The sequence below is a fragment of the Streptomyces sp. NPDC051020 genome (genome assembly GCF_040683105.1).
Taxonomy (GTDB): domain Bacteria; phylum Actinomycetota; class Actinomycetes; order Streptomycetales; family Streptomycetaceae; genus Streptomyces.
The window spans coordinates 1-21080 of sequence record NZ_JBFBCG010000102.1; the positions used below are offsets into that span (position 1 = coordinate 1).

Sequence of the window (21080 nt, forward strand, 5' to 3'; positions counted from 1 at the left end):
GATGTGGTCCTAGAGAAACCCCATCATCGCAGGTCGCAAGGCACTTCTTCGATTCCGGAAGCACTATCCACGGGCATCAAGCCGGTGGATCCGGGTTCAATCTCTGCGAACATCGACCGGCGTGTCACCAGACCCGGCGAACATTCGTGGTCACCGCACTAGACGTCTTTCGACAGAGCAAGGCCCGGACCAGGCGTCCGGGCCTTCGTCGTGTCTCGGGATCTTTCCTTCCGGTCGCTGCTGTCCGGGTGCTGGCTTTGGGCCCTGCGGGGTGAAGAAGCCGATCCCGGGAGGACGAGACGCAAACACCTGAGCCCTGCCACTGCCCCGCTCGCTCACCCGAACTCACCCCGAAGGCAGTACCGATGATCACCCGCCAGACACCCAGGGCAACACCCACGTCAATCGCCGCCACGCTGAACACACCACCCTGGGCCACGGCGGAAACCCCACAGGGACGCTCTCAGGCAGAGAGCAGCAGGACCGCCGACCGCGAGGCGCGCACCACCCCCACGCGGACGACACCACGACAAGTGTCCGCCGTCTCTGTTCCTCCACCTTCTAGGAGAATCCCGATGTCTCGGGACGCGCACTGCCCTGCATCCGCACACCCTGATCCACCCCAGCACGCCCGGAGCGGCGCCCGCCGGGAAGCCGGTGCTCTTGTCGCAGCGCGCCGCGCTGATCCTCTTCATAGCCATGGGCGTCGGCATCGGCATGGGCGTGCTCACGTTCTTCGCCGAGAAGTCCTACCCCAAGGCGGCCATCGGTCTTCGGGGACTGGCGGCACCAGGGCGGCAGGATCGCCGAGGAGAACCGCTTGCGCTCGCCGGTCGCCTCGTCGATGCGCCGGTCGTTCACGCGCGGGGCCTTGACCTCGATCACGCCGGCTGCGGTGGTGACCTTCCGCGGCTGGTGATGACCGTTGCGGACCACCAGCCGGCGCCCCATCTCATCCCTCTCCTCGGCCAACTCAGAGATGTAGGCGTTGACTTCGGCTTCCAGCGCGGCGGCAAGCATCCGCCTTGCGCCTCGCGGACGATCTCGTCCAGCAGGGAGCCGTCTCGCGTGGAACCGTCGGCGTTGACTACGGTGAGCACGGGCGTGCCTTCCCGACCGACGCTGCAACGTCGGCCTACTCGATGACCATCACGGGATCATTCGGGAAGGTACGCCCTCTGCGTTCCTCCCGGAACCGATCCACAAGTCTTGAGCATTGCTCGACGGTCGAGCCCCTGCTCTACACCGACCACCTACTCGAAGGCCGCATCGGCGACGTCATCACCGAGGCCGAGGGCCTCAACGGCGACCCCTTCATCGACGACTTCGCCGTGCCGCCCCTGACGGCGGCGACCGCTGCGGCCGCGAGCGGTCACCGGAACCCGCAGACGCAACGGCCAAGTGGCAGGCCTGCAGGCGTCATTGAGTCATCGGCCCAATAGCTGTCGCGGATGGCGATATTGACAAAACGACCGGTCACATTAAATCCTGGAAGGGCCACCCGCTGCAGTTCGGGCGTATGCCCCGGGTGCGCTGCGGCTGTCCGGCGACACACCCCCCGAAACGTCGCCGGGCACCTGCACCCGCCGGACCGCGCTTCAGCAGATCGATCTCCCGAAGACCGCCGGGAGACCCAGGGGCCGTGCCCTTGAGCACCCGCGCTCCGTACGACGAAGGGACACGCTCATGACCACCTCCCCCGGCGCCAAGACCGGCGCGCTCCGCGCGGTCCAGATCACGGCGCCGGACGCAGCCCCCGTGCTGGCCGAAGTCGCCCCGCGGGAACCCGGTCCGGGCGCGGTACGGATCACGGTGGAGGCGTGCGGCGTGTGCCACTCCGACCTGCTCATCGCCAGCGGCAAGCTGCCCGGCAGCACCTTCCCGATCACGCCGGGCCACGAGATCGCCGGCCGCATCGACGCGCTCGGCGACGGCGTGGAGGCCTGGCAGGTCGGCGACCGGGTCGCCGTGGGCTGGTACGGAGGCAGCTGCGGATACTGCGACGCATGCCGGTCGGGTGACGCCGTGCACTGCCCCCGGCTCGCGATCCCCGGTGTCGCCTACCCGGGCGGATACGCCGACTCCGTCATCGTCCCCGCAGTCGCACTGGCGGCCGTCCCGGGCGAGCTCACCGCCACCGAGGCGGCACCGCTGGCCTGCGCGGGCGTGACCGTGTTCAACGCCCTGCGCCGTTCCGCCGCGTGCCCCGGAGACACCGTCGCCGTCCTCGGACTCGGCGGCCTGGGCCATCTGGGCGTGCAGTTCGCCCAGAAGATGGGTTTCCGCACCGTCGCGATCGCTCGCGGCGCGAAGAAGAAGGCGCTCGCGCTCGAGCTCGGCGCCGCACACTACATCGACAGCACCGAAGGCGACGTCGCCGAAGCGCTGCAGCAGTTCGGCGGCGCGAAGGTCGTCCTGGCCACCGCCACCAACGCGGACGCCATGGCAGCGACCATCGACGGGCTCAGCCGTCCGGGCGAACTCATCATCGTCGGCATCGGATCCGAGCCGCTGCAGCTGACTGTCCGACAGTTGCTCAGGGGCGACCGGAAGGTCTACGCCCACTCCTCGGGCACCGCGGTCGACACCCAGGACACGCTGCGCTTCGCAGCCCAGACGGGGGTGCGGGCCTGGACCGAGGAGGTGCCACTGGAGGAGACCGCTCAGGCGGTGGCGAAGATGACCTCCGGCCGAGCCCGGTTCCGCATGGTCGTCACCACCGGCCGCTGAACGGTTTTCATCATCTCATGCCAGACGCGAGGGAGTTGTGATGCAGCAGGTAGCAGTGGTCACGTTCGACGGTTTCAACGAGTTGGACAGTTTCATCGCCTCGGCGTTGATCAACCGGTGCCGAAAGGACGGTCTGGAGGCGTTCATCACGACGCCGACGCCGATGATCACGTCGATGAACGGTGTGGAGGTGACCGGGCAGCGCCCGATCGAGTTCGCGGCCGACGCCGACGTCGTGCTGATCGGCAGCGGCATCAAGACCCGCGACGTGGTCGCGGACGACCGGCTGATCGCGATGCTCCCGCTCGACCCTTCACGGCAGCTGATCGGCTCGCAGTGCTCCGGCGCGCTGGTCCTGGCCCGTCTCGGGCTGCTGGCCGGCATGCCGGCCTGCACCGACCGCACCAGCCGGCCCTTCGTCGAGGCCTGCGGCCTCACAGTGCTGGAAACCCCGTTCCACGCAGAAGGCAACATCGCCACCGCAGGCGGCTGCCTGGCCTCCCAGTACCTCGCCACCTGGATCATCACCCGCACCCTCGGCGTGGACGCCGCACGCGCCGTCCTCGACTACGTCGCCCCCGTCGGCGAGAACCACGAGACCGTCGAACGTGCCCTGCACGCCATCCACACCGGCCAACCCGCCCACCACTGAGCGGGCCACCCGCATCGCCGTCCCGCTCTGCACCGCTTGATGACGTTCCGTCGGCTTAGCCGGCGGACCGTTTTCATTTCCGCCCGACTTCAGGCGCGCCCCCAACCGGCTACCGCACGAACTTCGCGGAGCCGTCCCACTCGTGCTGGGCGCGACGGACGTGGTCAGTCACTCGACCGACGCAACGTCCCAGCCGCCAGGCGCACGCTCAGGGCAGACGCCCATCGCTGCGTGACTGCGGCCGGCCTCGACATGCAGAGGTCCGACGGAAACTGACCGTGAAGTCCTTGCTGGAGCGCTGGGAGTGGCAGCACCAAACCGCCTGCCGAGGAATGGACTCCGACGTTTTCTTCTCCCCCTCCCACGAGCGCGTACCGGGCAGACTGACAGACCGCCAGGGCCTGCTCCTCCCTCACCCGCCGGACTGGCCAAATGCTCCGTCACATGTTCCTCGGCGACGGGACCTTCAGCCACGACCGGATCCTCGACTTCTCCACCCCGGTCACCGGGACGCTCTTCCACGTGCCGACCGCCGACTTCCTCGAGGATCTGGCAGCCGGCAACGACCAGGACGAACCGGCGGCCGGGTCCGACGGCTCGCTCGGCGTCGGAAACCTCAACAACCGCTAGGAGCCCGGCACATCATGGACAATCTGCACCGCGATCTCGCCCCGATCTCCTCGGCCGCCTGGGCCGACATGGAGCAGGAGGCCCGACGTACCTTCACCCGCCATGTCGCGGGCCGGCGCATCGTGGACGTACCCGAGGCGGCCGGGCTGGAGTTGGCCGCCGTCAACACCGGCCAGGTGGACATCATCGAGGCCCCTGCCGCCGGCGTCCAGGCTCGGCTGCGGCGCACGCAGCCGGTGGTGGAGTTGCGTGTGCCGTTCACCGTGGACCGTCGCCAGGTGGACGACGTGGCCCGCGGCGCGAAGGACCCTGACTGGGGCCCGGTCAAGGAGGCTGCCCGGCAGGCCGCCTTCGCCGAGGACCGGGTCGTGTTCGAGGGCTACCAGGCAGCCGGCGTCACAGGCCTGCGCCACGCCGCCCGCAACCAATCGCTCGCCCTGCCCGCGGACCCGCGTGAATACCCGAACGTGGTCAGCCAGGCCGTCAGCGCACTGCGGCTGGCCGGCGTTGACGGCCCCTACACGCCGGCTCTCAGCGCCGATGCGTTCACCGTGGTGAGCGAGACCTCGGATCACGGGTACCCGATCCACGAGCACCTGCGGCGGCAGCTGGACGGGGAGGTCGTCTGGGCGCCCGCGATCGACGGCGCTTTCCTCGTGTCCGGCCGTGGCGGCGACTTCACCCTCCAGCTCGGCCAGGACCTGTCGATCGGCTACCTCTCACACGACGCGGACAGCGTCGAGCTCTTCTTCCAGGAGTCGTTGACCTTCCTCGTCCACACCGACGAGGCTGTTGCTGCAATCGGCCCCGCCCAGTAGCGAGTTGAGGCTGACGTTGCCCGGATGAGCCTTGATGTCCGCCGGCATCGACTCCACGTCTTCGTCGTGTTCCAAGGCGTCGCCGTCCACGGCCGTGCCGTCGCCCGGCTCGGCGTCGACGCCGGTGGGTACGGTGACGACCAGCGAGTCCAGCCGCGCGTTGCCGGAAGCTGCGGCGGGGCACTTCTGACCGTCGTACGCCGGCGCCCCGTGTGACGGCCATCGCGGGCACGGGGCAACCGCGCAGATCCATGCCCACGGCCGAGGTCAGAGCAGTCTTGAGATGCGCCTCACCTCCGGGGTGCTTGGGCGCCGACACCGTCGGGGGTGGCGATGCGTTCGATCCGCGGCTGGGCGAGCCGGACGTAATCGGCACCAGAGATGACGACGGATCGGTCGAGGCGGGCGGCGTTGAAGTAGAGCTGTGGCCGGGTGATGAGCTCAGGGTCGGCGACGAGTTCGAGATCGGGATCGAACGCGAAGGGGAGGACCGTGCCGGGGACGGCGTGGGCCAGTCGTTCGGCGGTCGCCGCGTCGCTGAATCCGGCGTAACGGGCGTCGAACAGTTGGCGGACGGCGTCCAGGTCGACGCGCCGGTCGCCGGGGACGACCGCGAGCACGTGGCGGGTGGTGCGCCGGTCGGTCTTGACTCTGAGGATGATGCACTTGGCTGCGCGGGACACGGGGTGACCGCGCAGGGCACTGACCGACTCCGTGGTGCCGTCCGGCTCGTGGTCGATGAGCCGGTAGGCGGTGTGGGTGGTGTCGAGCAGGGCGATCAGACGCTGGTAGGTGTCGGGGTGGGGCATGTTCTGTCCTCTTCCACGGTTTCGGCGGTGGTGGTGCGGTGGGTTCGTTCGATGGCCTGGCCCCAGTACGTTCCGGCGATCATGAGCACGGCGCCGAGGGAGGCCCACACGGTAAGCCGTTCGCCGCCGAGACTGATCCCGATCGCGACGGCCCAGATCGGTTCGGATCCCAGCAGCAGGCTGGCCCGACTGGCGGAGGTGCGTTGTACGGCCCAGGTCTGCGCAAGGAAAGCAAACACGCTGCAGAACAGCGCGAGATAGATCAGCTGCGACCATGTGGTGGCGCTGCTGTGGGCCAGGTCGGGCAGGTAAGTGAGGGCGGGCGCCAGGAACAACGCCGAGCCGACGACGGTCTGGACGGTCGTCAGGTGGAGCGAGTCCATGGGGCGGCGGGCCGTGAGCCGTCCCACCAGCGCGACGTGCCCGGCCCGTACGACCGCGGCGGCGAGCACCAGGGCATCACCGAGCCGTAGCGCGTGCAGCCCGGTGCTGGAGGTAAGCAGCCCGACGGCCAGCACGCACAGGCCGGCCGCGACGAAGAACGTCCAGGGCAGTCTGCGGCTTCTCGCGGTCCGGTCCAGCAGCGGCGTCAGCACAATGGTCAGGCTGATGATCAACCCGGCATTCGCGGCACTTGTGTGCGCAACCCCGTAGGTCTCCAGCACCAGAACGGCTGCCTGCGTGACGCCCAGCAGCGACCCGGCACGTACCTCTGTGCGGGTCCAGCGGCGCACCCGGCGACGGGAGGCGACCAAGCCTGCGCACGCGAGCGCGGAGATCGCGTACCTGGCGAACAGCACGGCGGTAACCGGGAGGGCGCCGGTGACCGTCTTGGCCGCCAGGTAGCTGGAACCCCAGACCAGCGCGATCAGGAACAGCACTACATCGATACGGCGTGCAGCAGGCATGCCCCCACGCTGCACCACCAGGAGGTTGAAGACCAGCACCAGCTTCTAAAGCGAAGCTGTAGCTGTCCTACACTTTTCGCATGGATGAGCGGCAACTTCAAATCCTGCGGGAACTGGGAGAACTGGGCAGTGTCAGCGCGGTCGCCGAGGCACTGCACGTGACGCCGTCCGCGATCTCCCAACAATTGCGCCTATTGCAGCGCTCCATCCCCCTCCCGCTCACCGAGCGCGCCGGGCGCCGGGTGGTGCTGACCGAAGCCGGGCAAACCCTGGCCCGCGCGGCCATCGAGGTGGAGACAGCCCTGGCCCGGGCACGACACACCATCACCGACTTCGCCGAGCAGCCCGACGGCGACGTCTCACTGGCGGCGTTCCACAGCGCGGCCTCCGCGTTCTTCCCTCTGCTTCTGCGCAGCCTCGCCGGGCCGGGCCACCCACGACTGGCTCTCGCCGACGAAGATGTCGCCCAGGACCACTCCCCCGCCCTCACACGTGAGTACGACCTCGTTCTCGCCCACCGCCTCGACCACGGCCCGCCCTGGCCTCGCACCGTCACCGCCAGCACCCTGCTGCGAGAGCCACTCGATGTCGCCATGCCGACCGGTCACCCGCTGGCCTCCAAAACGCTGCTCTTTCCAAAAGACGTGGCCGACCAGCCCTGGATCACCGTCCACGACGGCTTCCCGCTCATGTCCACCATCGAAGCCATCGCCAGTGTCGCCAACCGCCGCCTCGACATCGCCCACCGCATCAACGAATTCGCCGTAGCCGCCGAGGCCGTAGCCGCCGGCGGCGGCCTGGCGCTGATGCCACGCTGGACAGCCCGCGAGCACCCGAACGTCGTCCTGCGGCCGCTGGGCGCGGTCCACGCCCGACGCCGCATCGACGTCCTCCACCGGCCGGAACGCACCGCACGACGGGCCGTCCGAACCGTCCTCGCCGAGCTGCACCGCGCCGCCGCAGAGATCCAAAGCCAAGAGACCCACGCCTCTCACCCCGATGCTGACAGCTCCGCAACCGCATGAAACCGAGAAGGACTTGGCGGTCAGCATCAGCGCCCTGCACGACCACGACATCGATTCGCCCTTCTCCCGGTTCGACCGGTACGCAGAGCGCGAAGGATGGGGCCGCCAGGGACTCCATTTCGTCCCCGGGGCATGCTGTCCGGTCAGTGGGCCGTTCGGTCCTGTCCTGTGCTGTCCAGGCAGTGGCTCCTCACTCTCACCGGGTTCCTCCTGGGATGCCCCGGCCTTCAGGCCGTCCTACCGGTAAGATGACCGGTCATTTTAGAGATGAAGGCCCGCCAGGGCTGAGCGCCAGCACACGCATCCACCGCGCCTCCCTCCGCAACAGACCCGCCAAGGCCCGCGGGCCGAGAACTACCTGACGCAGCGTCGAGCCCGCCCGCAATGAGCGTGTGCCCGGCACCTGAGGCAAGGTGAATCCAAAGCAGACGCTTCGCGGACAGCAACTGCCACCGCTTGCCCGAACCGCTGTGCGCAAGTCCCATCTAGGCCAACCCTGGTGCGGTCGAACCCGGATCTCCCCCACACCCGCAGCCCTCGCGCAGTCGCACCCAAGACACACGCCAAGTCGACTGCCGGGGATCGCAGTTGCACTCCCCTGTCGCCCAGTGCGCCATCGGCGTTGCGGCCGCAGCCACACCCACCAGCGACACAACGCCCGCGCCCGCAGGCGTGACCAGCCCACGCCCTTCCACGCCAGCCGCCGGGCCCATCCATCCAGACGGCTCCGCTTGACAAGCGTAAGACGACCGGTCATTTTAGAAGAGGCCTCCCGCCCTGCGAACCACGACCCACAGGCCCACCGAGGCCCAAACCAGCCACGTCTCAAGGAGACTCACCGTGATCGCGAAGACCCTCGCCCGTCACCCCCGCAAGTCCGCCGCCGTTCTCGTCGCTGCCGCGGGTGCCGCGGCACTCGCGCTGTCCGTCACGGCGCCGACGGCACATGGCGCAACAGCCGGTGATCCGTCCCAGAAGCCCACGGTCGTACTCGTCCATGGCGCATTCGTGGACGCCTCCAGCTGGAACAGCGTGATCAAGCGCCTGCAGCGCGACGGCTATCCGGTCCTCGCCCCGGCCAACCCGCTGCGCGGACTGGCGAGCGACGCCACCTACATCAACAGCGTCCTCAAGAACGTCAAGGGACCCGTCGTGCTGGTGGGCCACTCCTACGGCGGCTCCGTGATCAGCCAGGCCGCCGCCGGCGACCCGGACGTCAAGGCCCTCGTCTACATCGCCGCTTTCGCCCAGGACAAGGGCGAGACCGTGACAGCCCTCAACAGCAAGTTCCCCGCGACCAACCTCGGCGCCGCCCTCAACCCCGTGCCTTACCCCCTGCCCGGCGGCGGCACCGGCACCGACCTCTACGTCAAGGCCGACAAGTTCCACGAGGTCTTCGCCGCCGACGCCCCCACCTCGCTCACCGACCTGGCGGCCGTCACGCAGCGCCCCGTCTCCGCTTCCGTCTTCGACGAGAAGCCCACCGAGGCCGCCTGGAAGACCATCCCCTCCTGGGACCTGATCACCACCCAGGACCACGCCATAAACCCCGACGAACAGCGCTACATGGCCCAGCGCGCCCACGCCCACACCACTGAGATCAACTCCTCCCACGCCGCACCCCTCACCCACCCCGGCGCCGTCACCCGCGTCGTCGAACAGGCCGCCCACACCACCACCCGGTGACCCACACCACCGCGCCACCCCGCCCCGGCCACGAGCCACGGCGTTCGGCGGCTCGGCCACCGAGGTGAACGAGTTCGCCACCACGCACACGGAGGCGAACCCGCGGCCGTAGAGAACGGCCGACGCCCGGACTGCCCTCGCCGCGCCTGCGGCAGAGGACGTTTCGACGGCCGGACCACGACCGGCCCCCGATCTGCCGGCCTGTCAGGCGATACCCCGCATCGACACGTCCTGTTCACGCTTGCTCAGCGGGGGCGCTGCCCGAGGGGGCGCCGGGAAGACATCGAGCACGCACGGGCCGGCGCAGAGAGGACCGGAGTTCCCCGCGCAGGCCAATCGGGGGGCAGATGACCGCAGCATCCGAATGTAGTCTCCCTGCCGCTCACCGGGCCCGAGGGGTGCCGCCGGAGGTGCTGATGCGAGGTCCGGGTCAATGCCCGGTCCGACGTCGTGCCGGACAGCTCACGAGCGGCATGACTGCATGGCGTGGATGTGTGCAACCACCGCCAGGACCGGCGCGCACTCAACACCTTTGAAGCAACACGCTGTTCGGCATCGTCGACACGGGCGTGTTCCTCTGCCTGCAGGTCGGCAGGACCGCCCGTACGGACACGGACCGACTCCGGTCGCCAAGGAGGTCTTCGCCGGGCAGCTGCCCCACGGCGAGCCGAGGCAGCTGGCCGTCTTCGGCATGCTCGCGGGGAGGCATCGACACCGTCCTGGTGATCGTGGACCAGCCCACGCCCGTCGCACCCCGCTCACAGTCTCCCCGGACGCAGGCTGCGAGGTCACCTGCCTGCCGGGCCTGGCCATGCGGCCGATCGCCGACCGGCGTCCGGGCAAGGCGAAGTCCGACGCCACGAACGCCGCGGTGATCAGGGACGCCGCCCGTACGACGCCGCACACCCTGCGCCCGCTGGTGCTGACCGACCAGATCGCGGCCCAATAGACCGTGCCGGTGGGCTTCGACCGCCGACGAAGGTGACGCCGACCACCGTGCCGCGGTCCGCGTCGACCAGCATCCGCGCCTTGCCGCGGTAGCCGAGAACGTGCTGCTGCGCGCCGGCGACCCGCGCGATGTCGTAGTCGACCACGTCCACCTTGCGCCCGGTCCGCTCCGCCTCGCGTGTGGTCAGGCCTACCGACGCGACCTCCGGATCGGTGAAGACCACCTGCGGCACAGCCACGCTGTCCGCGGTCGCCACGTGAACACCCCAGGGAGCGTCGTCGACTGGCTCTCCCTTCGCGCGGGCGCCGATCACCGCGCCGGCGATCCGGGCCTGATACTTGCCTTGGTGAGTCAGCAGCGCACGGTGATTCACATCGCCCACCGCGTAAAGCCAGCCGTCGGCGACGTCGATCACCCGGAAGGTGTCGTCCACGGTGAGCCAGCCGCCCGGAACCAGACCCACCGTCTCCAGGCCGAGACCCGTGGTCCGAGGCGCGCGCCCCGTGGCGAACAGGATCTCGTCGGCGGCCAGTTCGCTGTGGTCGGCGAGCGTGATCCCCACCTCGCCCGCCGCACCGCCGTCCCGGGTGAGCGCAGCCACCTCGACGCCGAACCGGATGCCGACGCCGGCTTCGCGCAGGGCGTCGGCGACCATCTCTCCAGCGAACGGCTCAAGCCTTGGCAACAGTTCCTCTTCGCGGACCAGCATGGTCACCTGCGACCCGAGCCCTCACCACGCCGTGGCCATCTCCACGGCCACGACCCCGCCGCCCACCACGGCCAGCCGTGCGGGCACGCGCTTGGCGCTTGTGGCCTCGCGGCTGGTCCACACGTGTGCGGAGTCGATACCGGGTATCTCCGGTAGGGCGGCGCTGGTACCCGTCGACACCACCACCGCATGACGTGCGGTGAGGTGGACCACATCGCCCTCGGGGGTGTGCACGCTCACCTGCCGGGGGCCGTCGAGGCGGCCGTGCCCGCGAAGGAGATCCACGGATATCTCCTCCAGCCAGTCGACCTGGTCCTCGTCCTTCCAGTAGGCCGCCATCCTGTCCCGGTGCGCCAGAACCGCGTCGACGTCCAGCGGCGCGGCCGCCACCTTGCTCAGTCCGGGCACGCCGAGCGCCTCGGATCGCGCCACGACAGGTCGCAGCAGCGCCTTGCTCGGCTCACACGCCCAGAACGAGCATTCACCACCCAGAAGTTCACGTTCCACGATGACCGTGCTGAGCCCGGCGGCGCGCGTACGGTCGGCCACGTTCGAACCGACCGGGCCCGCACCGATGACTATCACGTCGTAGGCAGTGGAAGTCTCACTCCTTTCATACAGCTCCTGTCGTTGTCAGCGGTCGGGGCCTTGCCTCTTCGCGTTACGGCGAGATGCCGACGAGATGCGGGAAGGGGGGCGGCGGTCGGTCCTGGGTGGGGTTCAGTTGGCCTGCCACCAGGTGGTGATGATCTGAACCGCGTCTGCAGGGAGGGCAGCAGCTCGCTCAGCACCGGCAACTCCGCCGGGTACGCGCGCACGCAGGGCAGCTGGCCGGCGAACCGCTCACCCGCATACGCGGCGAGGTAGTCCTCACGCACCACGTCCGGCATGTCATAGCCGTGGGACTCGGGAGGCCTCACCTCACGACTCACTGATGTCGTGGGGAACGCAGTAGCGGGAGGGTTGGTGCTGGACGAGTAGTGCGTGTTGTCTCGGCGGATGGTGCCGGCTACGGAGACCAAGCGTCCTCAGGACGGGGGCCACACCGATGCCCCCTCTTCGTCCGGGGGCCGGCGCGCGTCCGTGCCCCTGCGGAGCCCGACGGCACGACTGTCAGCCGTCGCCGAGCAGTTGCGCGAGCGCCGCGTCCAAGTCCAGCCTTGTGCCCTCCGTCCCCGGCGGGACAGCGACCCAGGTCCGGTCCAGCCACTGCTGGACCGGGAGAGCGGGGCCTTCGCGGCAGGCGACCATATCAAGGCCGCACAACGAGATGCACATGCGGGCGTATCCCCCGGAGTGTTTGGAGGATCGATGCACTGGCCGCACCAGTACGTCACCCTCCGGACGGCACACGGAGGCCGGCCTGGAGCAGGTCGCGGGCGAACAACCACGAACTGATGACCACGTCGCCGTGGCTGAGGTCCAAGCGGGCCGTGAAGGGCTGGCACGCGTCGTAGACCAACCGAGCGGGCAAGGGGAACTTCTGGTCGCCCTCCAGGATCAGGTGCAGAAACAGGGGTTGCTCCACGATGTCAACCGCAGACGGGAGATGGTGGTCGCCGGTCCGGCGCGGGAGGGCGTCGCCGGGGGTCTGCGGCACTCGCGGAATCGATCGGACTCGGTGAGTCCGCCCCACACCCCGTAGCCCTGCACCTTGATCCGGTACGGGCGGACGCTGCTGTCGGTCGGGGCTGTGGAGCCGAGCGGAACACCAGGCAGCATTGTGGTGCCGGACGCCGCCGTCCCGGTTGTTGCCGCGTGGGCCCGGCCGGAAAGGCCGACCTGAGCGGCCACTGCGGCGCCGGCAGCCGCAATGCCCAGGAACCGACGACGCTCAGTGCTGAACCGGCCGTCGATCTCGATTTCCGTGCGAGGCTGAGGCCCCATCACCCGAACCCGAGAGGAAGAGACCATGGGGGTTCTGTCCACCCAGTTCACCGAGAAGTTCGCTGTCGCGTATCCATTCGCCTGCGCCGGAATGGCTTTCGCGGGCGGCACCGCAGATTTGGCGGTGGCTGTCACCGCGGCCGGGGGGATCGGCGCGGTGGGTGCCGCACTCCTTCCCACGGACGAACTTCGTCGCATCATCGCCGAGATCCGGCAGCGGGTCGGGGCGGCCCCGTTCAACATCAACCTGATCTCGTACTTCGACACCACCGAACAGGTCCGCATCTGTGCCGAGGAACGCGTACCGATCGTCTCCTTCCACTGGGGACACCCGCCGACCGAACAGATCCAGCAGTTGCGCGCGGCCGGAGTGTCGGTGTGGGAGCAGGTGGGTTCGGTCGAAGCCGCCGTGCGCGCGGTCGACGACGGCGTGGAAGTCGTCGTGAACCAAGGCTGGGAAGCCGGTGGCCACAATTTCGGCGGGCTGCCCACCATGGTCGGTCTGCCCGCTGTCGTCGACGCCGTGGGAGATCGGGTACCGGTTCTCGCGGCAGGGGGGATCACCGACGGCCGCCAGGTCGCCGCGGCGCTGTGTCTGGGCGCCGCCGGTGTGTGGGTCGGAACCCGGTTGGTCGCCTCCGCCGAGGCGCACGTGCATCCCGAGCACCACCGCCGGCTGATCGCTTCTCGTGGGGAAGGCACCATTCTCACATCGGTCTTTGGCCCGGAATGGCCGGACCTCAACCCGATGCGGGTTCAGCACGACCGTGTGGTGGCCGAATGGAACGACCGGGTGGATCAGGTGCCGGCCACACGCGATTCGCTCGAGCAGGTCGGTACCACTGTGTTCCAGGGTGAAGAGATCGTGCTCCGCAAGTTCAACGTGCTGCCTCCGATTCCCGAGACCGAGGCCGATTGGGAGGAGATGCCCTGGTTGATGGGGCAGGGCGTCGGCCTGATCCACGAGATCAAGCCGGCCGGGGAAATCGTGCGCGACATGATGGACCAGGCGGAAAGGGTACTGACCCGGTCGGCCACCGCGCGTGACGAGGCGTCGCGATGACTTTCCCGAATCAGAAGGCCGCCGTCATCACCGGCGCGTCACAAGGCATCGGAGCCGCACTGGTGGACGCCTACCGCGACCTCGGATACCGGGTCGTGGCGTCCTCCCGCACCATCGCCGAGTCCCGAGATCCCGATATCGTCACCGTCCGCGGGGACATCAGCGAGGCCTCGACCGCCGAACGCTTCACCACCAGCTCAGCCGAACCGTAGTAGCACTGATCAGGGCCGGGGCAGAACCCATCGCCCCGGCCCCACCGTGAACGACGTGCCACAGACCCTCTCGGAGCCCCGTACCGCCCAAGCAACAACGCAGTCGTCGGGGCAACTCCCGCAACAACAGGACCGTTCCAGCACCACACGGTCATTCACCCAGCTTGACCTGGGACTTGACCGTCAAGACGAGATAGCAACAGCGGCACCGGACAAGCGACATAACTGAACTGATGGCACGCGGCTTCGTCTGTCGCATGCCACCGGCTCACCCAGCGCCGGCCCCTGCCCAGACCACGGTTCGCACCTCCTGTTACCGGGCGGGCCGCTGGCCGCCTCTCGGTGGCCACCCGGCCAGAACAGATTCGGCACACATGAGGCCGGGAAACGCCATGAACACGTGAGAACTACGGGGGGTGTGTTTCCGCAGGCCAGATGCCCCGCTGCCGATGTTTCCGCAGGTCACAGCCCGCCCAGAGAAAACTCCTCAAGCGGGTGTCGCAGGTTCGAGTCCTGCCCGGGGCACCAGGCAAAACGGCCCGGACCGACCACGGTCGGGGCCGTTTTGACGGCAGTCGCCCTCAGGCGACAGGCAGGCGGCGTTTGAGCAGCCGGTCCATGTGGCTGATCGCCTCCCGCTGAGTGTCGTGCACGACGTGCGTATACACGTCCATCGTGTACACGTCCATCGTGATGCTGATCCGGCTGTGCCCGAGGATCTCCATGATGACCCGCGGCGGGGCACCGGCCGCCGTCAGCAGCGTGGCGCAGCCGTGCCGCGCGAATCGGGGAGCCGGCTCCCGGCTCCCTCCTGGTCCGAGCCGCTGCCAGTCAGCCGCCTGGTCAGGCCGAAGCGGCGGGCACGGCGTGATCAGCCGAACAGCTGGGAACCGAGCGGGTGCTGTCGGTCGAAGCCGGGGAGGATCAGAAATGTCGCGCTGGCGGTTGTGGTGGTGAATTGCAGCAGTGCGTCGGAGGTGTCCATGTGGGTGAGGGTGGCGGTGAAGGTCCGCAGGTCGTTCTGGAAGCTGATGAAGAGCAGGCCGGGGGCGGGCTCGTCGGTGCTGTAGGAGCGGCGGAGCATGAGGCCGGCACCGACCACGGCCGGGTTCGCCCTGCGCACGTGGGCGTTCGCCGGGACGAGATAGCGACCATCCGGTGTTTTGGCGCCGAGTTCCGGGCCCGAGGCGACGGTGCCGCCGGAGAGAGGGACGCCGCTGGCCCGGCGCCGCCCGAAGACCGCTTCCTGCTCGGCTACGGACAGGGCGGCGAACCGCGGCAGGTCGAGTTCCATGCGCCGCAGTACGGCAAGGGTGCCGCCGGCGACCGCAGGGGGCCCGGCCAGCCACAGGTCGCGTTGTTGTTCGGCGGCCGTGTGCGGGCCCACGATGCCATCGATGAAACCGAGCGGGTTTCGTGGCGCGGTAAGGCCGTTGTCGAGCGGCACGTTCGCACCGCGGCGTGCGGACTGCCGCCAGCGTTCGTGGATGCGGTCACCGGCCTGGTCCAGGAGCGCGGCGGCGACGACCGGTAGGAGCAGCGCGTCGCTGGCGCAGATCTGTATCAGCAGGTCACCGCCGCGTGCTCGCGGGTCGATCCGCTCGCGGGAGAATCGCGGGAGGTCGTTCGCGCCGGGCAGCGAGGCACCGGCCATGCGCACCAGCCGCGGGCCCACGCCGACGGTCACGGTGAGGTCGCCCGGCGGCGGGCCCAGCAGCCGCTGGTCGGCCCCTGCGATGAGGGTGCGGATGGCCTGGCCGAGTTCGGCCAGTAACGGGCCGGGAGCCACGGCGGCACCGAGGTCGGCCACCACGGCCAGCAAGTTGCGCTGAGCCGGCTGGGGGAGCGTGACGCCTGCCTGGTGTCGGCCCGCCGCCGGAACCGTCACGGGCCTGGCCGCTGCGGAAGGAGCGTGCCGGCCTGGCTGGGCGGAGTCCGATGTGCACCCGGCGGTCAGACCGGCGGCCACCATGGCGCCGACGACATCGAGGAACGTGCGGCGCGACGGGTGATCGGCTTGGTGCATGGTGTGCAGAGTGCCACACCCGAATCGCGCATGCGGGTCAATCTTCCGATTTTGGCGTGGAATTGGGCTTCATGCCAGACTGGGGCCATGCCTCGATTAGCTCTTCGTGTGTTGGCGGCGGTACTGGGCACGCTGACACTTGTGGTCGGCTGCGGCGATGGCGATGGCGGGTCGGGCAAAGGCCGGCGACCGGCCGGTGCGCATGTGACGATCCGAGTGCCTGCCGATGCCCCGACGATCTCGGCTGCGGTGTCTCTCGCTCACCCCGGTGACCTGGTGTTGGTCGCTCCGGGCGTGTACCACGAGTCGGTGAGGATCGACACGGCGCGCGTCACTCTTCGCGGCGCGTCCCGGGACAAGGTCGTCATCGACGGGCGGTTGCAGCAGCCGAACGGTGTCGTCGTCGCGGCGCCCGGGGTGGCCGTGGAGAACCTGACCGTGGAGAACAACACGCAGAACGGGGTCCTGGTCACCGGTTCGGCGAAGGCGGCCGCCGGGCTGCCGGGGCAAAGCGGCGGCTACGACACCGGCGATGAGCCCGTCACCTTCCTGAAGTCGTTCCTGGTCTCGTATGTGACCGCGACCCGCAACGGGCTGTACGGCATCTACGCGTTCTCCGCACAGAACGGTGTCATCGAGCATTCGTACGCGTCGGGCGGGGCCGACTCGGGGATCTACGTCGGACAGTGCAAGCCCTGTCACATCGTGGTGCGGGACAACATCGCCGAACTCAACGCGGTCGGTTACGAAGGCACGAACGCCGGCGGAGACATGTACGTGGTCGGCAACCGCCTGGTCGGCAACCGGGTCGGACTCACCACCAACTCCGACCACCAGGAGAAACTGCTCCCGCAGCAGGGCGCCGTCATCGCGGGCAATCTGATCGCTGCCAACCATCAGGCGGCCACCCCGGTGCAGGCCGACGGCGGGTGGGGCACCGGCATCGGCATCGACGGCGGCAGCGACAACCAGTTCATCCGCAACCGTATCGCCGACAACAGCAACGCCGGGCTGGTGATCACCGCAACCGCCGACCTACCTCCGGTCGGCAACCAGATCGTGGACAACACGTTCACCGGCAACGGTGTCGACGTCGGCTGGATGTTCCCCACCGCCACGCGGGGACGGGGCAACTGCCTGCGCGGCAACGATCTGCGAACCACAGTGCCCGCCCGGCTGGCGACAACCGCGTCCTGCCCGCTTCCGGCCAGGTCGCCCTCGCCGACCGGCCGGTGGGCGATGCCGACGGCACCCGGTGGCATCCCGTTCACCGAGGTCGCGGCGCCTGGTCCGCAGCCGCAGTTCCCCAACGCCGTCACTACGGGCGCCACCGCTGTCCCGGCCGTTCCGACTCTGCCGAAGACGGCAGGCATCCCGCTGCCGTCGGCGTCCCTGCTGGCCGCGAACGCGCGGGTGCAGACGTCCTGAACAGCGGCTACCGGGTCGGGGTGACTCCGGGTACCGGCTTGACCGGAACGTACTTCTGGGTGTCGAAAGCGATGACCACTGGCTGCGATTCGGAACCCACACTGACGCGGACCCGGTACATGGTGCCGTCAGAGCCGACCCAGTAGCGCACGTTGCCCGCCGTACCGGAGCGGTCACGGGAGGACGGCCCGGTCATGACGTCCACCCGATGCCCGTCCACCTGGTCTCGTCCCCACCAGGCGGCGCCATTCTGCGGCAGCAGTTCGGCGTTGTCCGGCCGGTCGCTGCCGAGACTGAGTGCGATGGCCAGCGATGTGTCCAGCGAGCTGCCGGACGACTGCAGCGGACGGCCGTACCAGCCCGAGCGGGGCGGCGACGCGGGTGCGTGCGCCGGGGCGTTCGCCGTCGGGTGGACGAACACCGAGGTGGCCGTCCACTCGATCAGCCCGTCGCTGGATGTGTCGCGCCCGGTGCCGTGGACCACGCCGTAACCGAGCTTGCCTTGGTAGTCGACGGACCCGCTGACGATCAGCCCGCCGGCGGTGCCTGGCACAGTGATCGTCACCGCGCGGCCGTGCGCCTCGTAGTTGCGGAACCGTGTGATCGCCAGCCGGTTCGCCTCGTCCGAAGTCAGTGCGCGCGGACCGCTGGGGCCGGAGCCGCCGCCGATGACCAGGAACGCGGCCACCGCGACGGCCGCTGTGCCGATGACGGCTGCCGCCCAGCGTGGCCGCAGCCATCGGCGCCGGTCAGCCGCACGGCCCGGTATCGCTTGCTGGATTCTCACGCTCCGCACGCGGCTCGACGCTGACACTCTTCTAGTTCACCCTCTCGATCGCCACACTGCTGGGCCGCAGTGCGGTCGCGGCGACACTCGGCGGTCCAGTGACAGACGACGTCAAGGCCGGCCCTCGTGGACCGGCCGAGATGTGATCTGCCCGACCGCGCCATCCGGACCGCGGGCAGGCAGATCACTGTTGTTCGGTTCGTTTCAGTGTTTCTGGGCGCGACGCTTCCGGCTCATGAACGCGATGACCAGGCCCGCACTCACCAGCAGACCGACGAAGGCGATCATCTGTGGCAGCCCGGACATACCGGTGTGCGCCAGCCAACCCTTGCTCCCACCGTCCGGGGCCGGGTGGTTGGCAGGGGGCGCGGGCGACGGCGGCGTAGAGGCCGGTGGCGAGCTCGGGGTCGGGCTCGGGGTCGAGGTCGGGCTCGGGGTCGGCGTTACCTTCGGGATGTACACCCCGGCGTCGATCGTGTGATCGACGCCGCCCGGCTTGTCCGGCGCCGTGACAAGCGCGGAGCCGCTGCACAACTGCCCGGTGGTCGGCGGGGTCACATTGGAGTCATGCGCACGGTTGGCACCGGCTCGCGGGAGCGTGAACCGCAGCTCGCTTGCCGGGGGTTGGCCGGGCACCTTGCTGGTGTCCGCGGTACACACGTCGAACTGCACCGTGTATTTCGCACCCGGCGTGAGCTGGTACGCGGCGCCGACACCACCGAAATAGTATTCGCCGGCGGCATCGGTCCTGGTCGTGGCGACCTGCTTGCCGTCCGCGTCCAGCAGGTTGATCGTCGCCCCCGGCAGCAGCACTTCCGCCGGGTCCTGGATCCCGTTGTGGTCGCCGTCGAACCACACGAGGTTACCGATCTGGATCGGCGCGTTCGCCGCCGCGTACGCGATGTCACCGAGCCCGCCGGCCTTGCCGAACCCGCCTTGTTCCCGGCTGACGAACTGGAACCCGTTGGCGGTTGGGTTGTTGCCCGGGCCCTGACCGGTCGTGATGTCGTAGTACCCGGTCCCCGAGGTCGCGACGTTGACGACCGGGTCGAACTCCGTGCTGACGACCCACTGCTGCTGCGGGATATAGGCGACCGACCCCAGCGCGGTCTCCTGGTGCGCGTTGGCGTAAGAGTCGCCCGGGAAGTATTCGACGACATCGGCGGCCTGGCCGCCATTGTTGGCGGGGGTGGCGTGGTTGGGGCAACTCCCGGTGCCTTCCCACTGGTATTCACCGGTGGGAGTGGCGCAGACCATGGTGATGTCACCACCGGACATGCCGCTTTCCAGTGTGTCGATCCCCGGGCGGGGGTCCTTCCCTCCCCAACTGAGCACGTCCATGAACCGGTCGCGGAAACCCAGGATCATCGAACCGTCGCGGCCGAAGGCAAGGGATGCCAGCTCCGGCTGCGGATCGATGAAGGCGCCGCTCGTCTTCCGTTCGTCCCACGTGGCCAGGCTGGTGTTCCACGGGTTCCAGTGGGTGGACTTGTCGCTGGAACCGAAGACACTGCCCCGCTTGTAGCTGAGCGCGTGGGTCAGCACCGTGGTGAACCGCTTGCCGTCATAGGTGTAGACGACGGCTTTCAGGTCCGCGCGCTGCTGTGTGCTCTCCGCGCTGCACACACCGCCGACGTACAGCGTGTTGTTGTGGACCTCGAGACCGAACGGCCGCCAGTCGCCGGGACTCGCGCACCCCGGGTCCGGGATCCGCACCGTCGCCTCGGGCACCGAGGCGGTGGCCCCGGTCGCGTCGAAGCTCACCAGGCTGCGGGTCAGCAGGTTCACCGCGTACAGCGTGGAGCCGTCCTCCGACAGGGCCAGGCCGCCGATGCTCTCCTTGCCCGCCGCGTCGATGAACCCGGGATCCTTGTTCATGTCGGCGGAGTCGTGCGGCGTCACCGCAGCGCCCGGCACCCGCGCGAACAGCTCCGGCGCACCCGAGCCGCTGACCGGCACCGTGTAGATCGCGCCGGCGCCCTTCGGCCCGTACGGGGCGTACCGGCGGGCGAACGCGCCCTGGAACAGACGGCTCCGGTACTTGTCGTACGCCAACCCGAACGTCGTGCCCACCTGGTCCTGCGTGGCCAGGCACGTCACATCCGTGGGACACGTGCCTCGGGTCTTCGTCCCGAACGCCACCAATGCCCGAGTGTCGGTTCCGTTGGCGCCGTTGTGGACCGGTACGAAATACCGCGAGTCCGGCAGTGTGTAGTCGGCCGGGTCCCACACCCCCGTCACCACCGAGGCGTCCTTTCCGCCCGACACATCCACGAACGACGTGAAGCTGTCGAAGTGGTTCTCCGCCGTCGACGCGGGCGCCGCCCGCAGATAGTCGCTGTACGGTGCCGGGATGCTGACGTCGACGCGGTATTGGCCGCCGCTCAGCACCGTCGACCGCGACACCACGACTTTTCCAGTGGCATCCGTGATGCCGGTGACGTCGTGCCCGGCGGGGTCGGAGATCTCCACCTTCATGCCCCGCTGCGGCACGTCCATCGTCGTGTTGATCACGCCGGTGCCCAAGAAGTCGCGCAGCACCTCAACCGTCAGCGTGCCGTCGGCGGTCGAAGCAGCGGCCGGTCCAGCCGTCGCTCCGACGGCACCGCCTACCAGTAAGAGAACAGATAGACCCGTGCGCGCCAGCGGCTGAACAAGTGTCCAGATGAGGTTCCCCCGAGATGCGGACGGATGTGACGGCTGGTCAGATGGATCTCATGAGAGGACCTGTGACCATGGCTGCCCCGAGGAAATACCCGCT

At 69.0% G+C, this 21080-nt stretch carries 17 protein-coding genes, 1 tRNA gene and 4 pseudogenes; 12 read left to right on the forward strand and 10 right to left on the reverse strand.

The window, feature by feature from the left end:
- Positions 1 to 771: 771 nt before the first annotated feature.
- Positions 772 to 1100 (reverse strand): annotated as a pseudogene (locus AB0N06_RS33690) (transposase); the annotation flags it as partial.
- 586 nt (positions 1101 to 1686) lie between these two features.
- On the opposite strand from AB0N06_RS33690, the gene AB0N06_RS33695 reads away from it, so the two are divergent.
- From AB0N06_RS33695 to AB0N06_RS33715, 5 genes and pseudogenes are all read left to right on the forward strand, one after another.
- Positions 1687 to 2730, forward strand: a complete 1044-nt coding sequence (locus AB0N06_RS33695; protein ID WP_366138496.1) for an alcohol dehydrogenase catalytic domain-containing protein — start codon at positions 1687 to 1689, stop codon at positions 2728 to 2730.
- Positions 2731 to 2770: 40 nt separating this feature from the next.
- Positions 2771 to 3382 (forward strand): DJ-1/PfpI family protein, encoded by a 612-nt coding sequence (locus AB0N06_RS33700; RefSeq protein WP_366138497.1) that lies wholly within the window; start codon positions 2771 to 2773, stop codon positions 3380 to 3382.
- Between the two features lie 423 nt (positions 3383 to 3805).
- Positions 3806 to 4012, forward strand: a pseudogene (locus AB0N06_RS33705) (peroxidase); the annotation flags it as partial.
- Between the two features lie 14 nt (positions 4013 to 4026).
- Positions 4027 to 4830, forward strand: coding sequence for a family 1 encapsulin nanocompartment shell protein (locus tag AB0N06_RS33710; protein WP_366138498.1), 804 nt, complete (start codon positions 4027 to 4029; stop codon positions 4828 to 4830).
- A 24-nt stretch (positions 4831 to 4854) separates the two neighbouring features.
- Entirely contained in the window at positions 4855 to 5046 is a 192-nt protein-coding gene (locus tag AB0N06_RS33715; RefSeq protein WP_366138499.1) for a hypothetical protein, read from the forward strand.
- A gap of 74 nt (positions 5047 to 5120) precedes the next feature.
- Here AB0N06_RS33715 and AB0N06_RS33720 read toward each other — a convergent pair whose 3' ends face one another.
- On the reverse strand, positions 5121 to 5639 hold the full coding sequence (locus AB0N06_RS33720; protein WP_366138500.1) for a YbaK/EbsC family protein: 519 nt from the start codon (positions 5637 to 5639) through the stop codon (positions 5121 to 5123).
- The gene (locus AB0N06_RS33725) at positions 5609 to 6547 is read right to left on the reverse strand and encodes a DMT family transporter (protein ID WP_366138501.1); all 939 of its coding nucleotides are present in this window, start codon (positions 6545 to 6547) and stop codon (positions 5609 to 5611) included. Before AB0N06_RS33725 ends, AB0N06_RS33720 begins: the two co-directional genes overlap by 31 nt.
- A gap of 80 nt (positions 6548 to 6627) precedes the next feature.
- On the opposite strand from AB0N06_RS33725, the gene AB0N06_RS33730 reads away from it, so the two are divergent.
- The 3 genes from AB0N06_RS33730 to AB0N06_RS33740 all read left to right on the forward strand — a co-directional run bounded on the left by AB0N06_RS33730 (position 6628) and on the right by AB0N06_RS33740 (position 10207).
- Positions 6628 to 7572 carry a LysR family transcriptional regulator gene (locus AB0N06_RS33730; RefSeq protein ID WP_366138502.1) on the forward strand — a complete coding sequence of 315 codons (945 nt, stop codon included), beginning with the start codon at positions 6628 to 6630 and terminating at the stop codon, positions 7570 to 7572.
- Positions 7573 to 8412: 840 nt separating this feature from the next.
- Positions 8413 to 9258 carry an alpha/beta hydrolase gene (locus AB0N06_RS33735; protein ID WP_366138503.1) on the forward strand — a complete coding sequence of 282 codons (846 nt, stop codon included), beginning with the start codon at positions 8413 to 8415 and terminating at the stop codon, positions 9256 to 9258.
- Positions 9259 to 9949: 691 nt separating this feature from the next.
- The gene (locus AB0N06_RS33740) at positions 9950 to 10207 is read left to right on the forward strand and encodes a transposase (protein ID WP_366138504.1); all 258 of its coding nucleotides are present in this window, start codon (positions 9950 to 9952) and stop codon (positions 10205 to 10207) included.
- Positions 10208 to 10229: 22 nt separating this feature from the next.
- Here the strand turns inward: AB0N06_RS33740 and AB0N06_RS33745 are convergent.
- The 3 genes and pseudogenes from AB0N06_RS33745 to AB0N06_RS33755 form a co-directional block, all read right to left on the reverse strand.
- Positions 10230 to 11537 (reverse strand): annotated as a pseudogene (locus AB0N06_RS33745) (NAD(P)/FAD-dependent oxidoreductase); the annotation flags it as partial.
- Positions 11538 to 12029: 492 nt separating this feature from the next.
- Positions 12030 to 12194, reverse strand: coding sequence for a hypothetical protein (locus AB0N06_RS33750; protein ID WP_366138505.1), 165 nt, complete (start codon positions 12192 to 12194; stop codon positions 12030 to 12032).
- Between the two features lie 55 nt (positions 12195 to 12249).
- Positions 12250 to 12444: an SsgA family sporulation/cell division regulator gene (locus AB0N06_RS33755; RefSeq protein ID WP_366138506.1), complete on the reverse strand. Its 195-nt coding sequence runs from the start codon at positions 12442 to 12444 to the stop codon at positions 12250 to 12252.
- Positions 12445 to 12828: 384 nt separating this feature from the next.
- Here AB0N06_RS33755 and AB0N06_RS33760 point away from each other — a divergent pair, with 384 nt between their 5' ends.
- From AB0N06_RS33760 to AB0N06_RS33770, 3 genes and pseudogenes are all read left to right on the forward strand, one after another.
- A complete protein-coding gene (locus tag AB0N06_RS33760) occupies positions 12829 to 13866 on the forward strand; it encodes a nitronate monooxygenase (RefSeq protein WP_366138508.1) in 1038 nt (345 codons plus the stop codon).
- Positions 13863 to 14051, forward strand: a pseudogene (locus AB0N06_RS33765) (SDR family NAD(P)-dependent oxidoreductase); the annotation flags it as partial. The gene AB0N06_RS33760 and the pseudogene AB0N06_RS33765, both read left to right, overlap by 4 nt.
- Before the next feature lie 464 nt (positions 14052 to 14515).
- Positions 14516 to 14606, forward strand: a tRNA-Ser gene (locus AB0N06_RS33770).
- 53 nt (positions 14607 to 14659) lie between these two features.
- Here the strand turns inward: AB0N06_RS33770 and AB0N06_RS33775 are convergent.
- A complete protein-coding gene (locus AB0N06_RS33775) occupies positions 14660 to 15037 on the reverse strand; it encodes a tyrosine-type recombinase/integrase (RefSeq protein ID WP_366138512.1) in 378 nt (125 codons plus the stop codon).
- Positions 14950 to 16104, reverse strand: coding sequence for a Dyp-type peroxidase (locus tag AB0N06_RS33780; protein WP_366138509.1), 1155 nt, complete (start codon positions 16102 to 16104; stop codon positions 14950 to 14952). The genes AB0N06_RS33775 and AB0N06_RS33780 overlap by 88 nt, the downstream gene beginning before the upstream one ends.
- Positions 16105 to 16191: 87 nt before the next feature.
- Here AB0N06_RS33780 and AB0N06_RS33785 point away from each other — a divergent pair, with 87 nt between their 5' ends.
- Positions 16192 to 17532 carry a right-handed parallel beta-helix repeat-containing protein gene (locus AB0N06_RS33785; protein ID WP_366138510.1) on the forward strand — a complete coding sequence of 447 codons (1341 nt, stop codon included), beginning with the start codon at positions 16192 to 16194 and terminating at the stop codon, positions 17530 to 17532.
- Positions 17533 to 17539: 7 nt separating this feature from the next.
- Here AB0N06_RS33785 and AB0N06_RS33790 read toward each other — a convergent pair whose 3' ends face one another.
- Positions 17540 to 18220, reverse strand: coding sequence for a hypothetical protein (locus AB0N06_RS33790; RefSeq protein WP_366138513.1), 681 nt, complete (start codon positions 18218 to 18220; stop codon positions 17540 to 17542).
- Between the two features lie 303 nt (positions 18221 to 18523).
- The gene (locus AB0N06_RS33795) at positions 18524 to 20860 is read right to left on the reverse strand and encodes an SdrD B-like domain-containing protein (protein ID WP_366138511.1); all 2337 of its coding nucleotides are present in this window, start codon (positions 20858 to 20860) and stop codon (positions 18524 to 18526) included.
- Between the last annotated feature and the right edge of the window lie 220 nt (positions 20861 to 21080).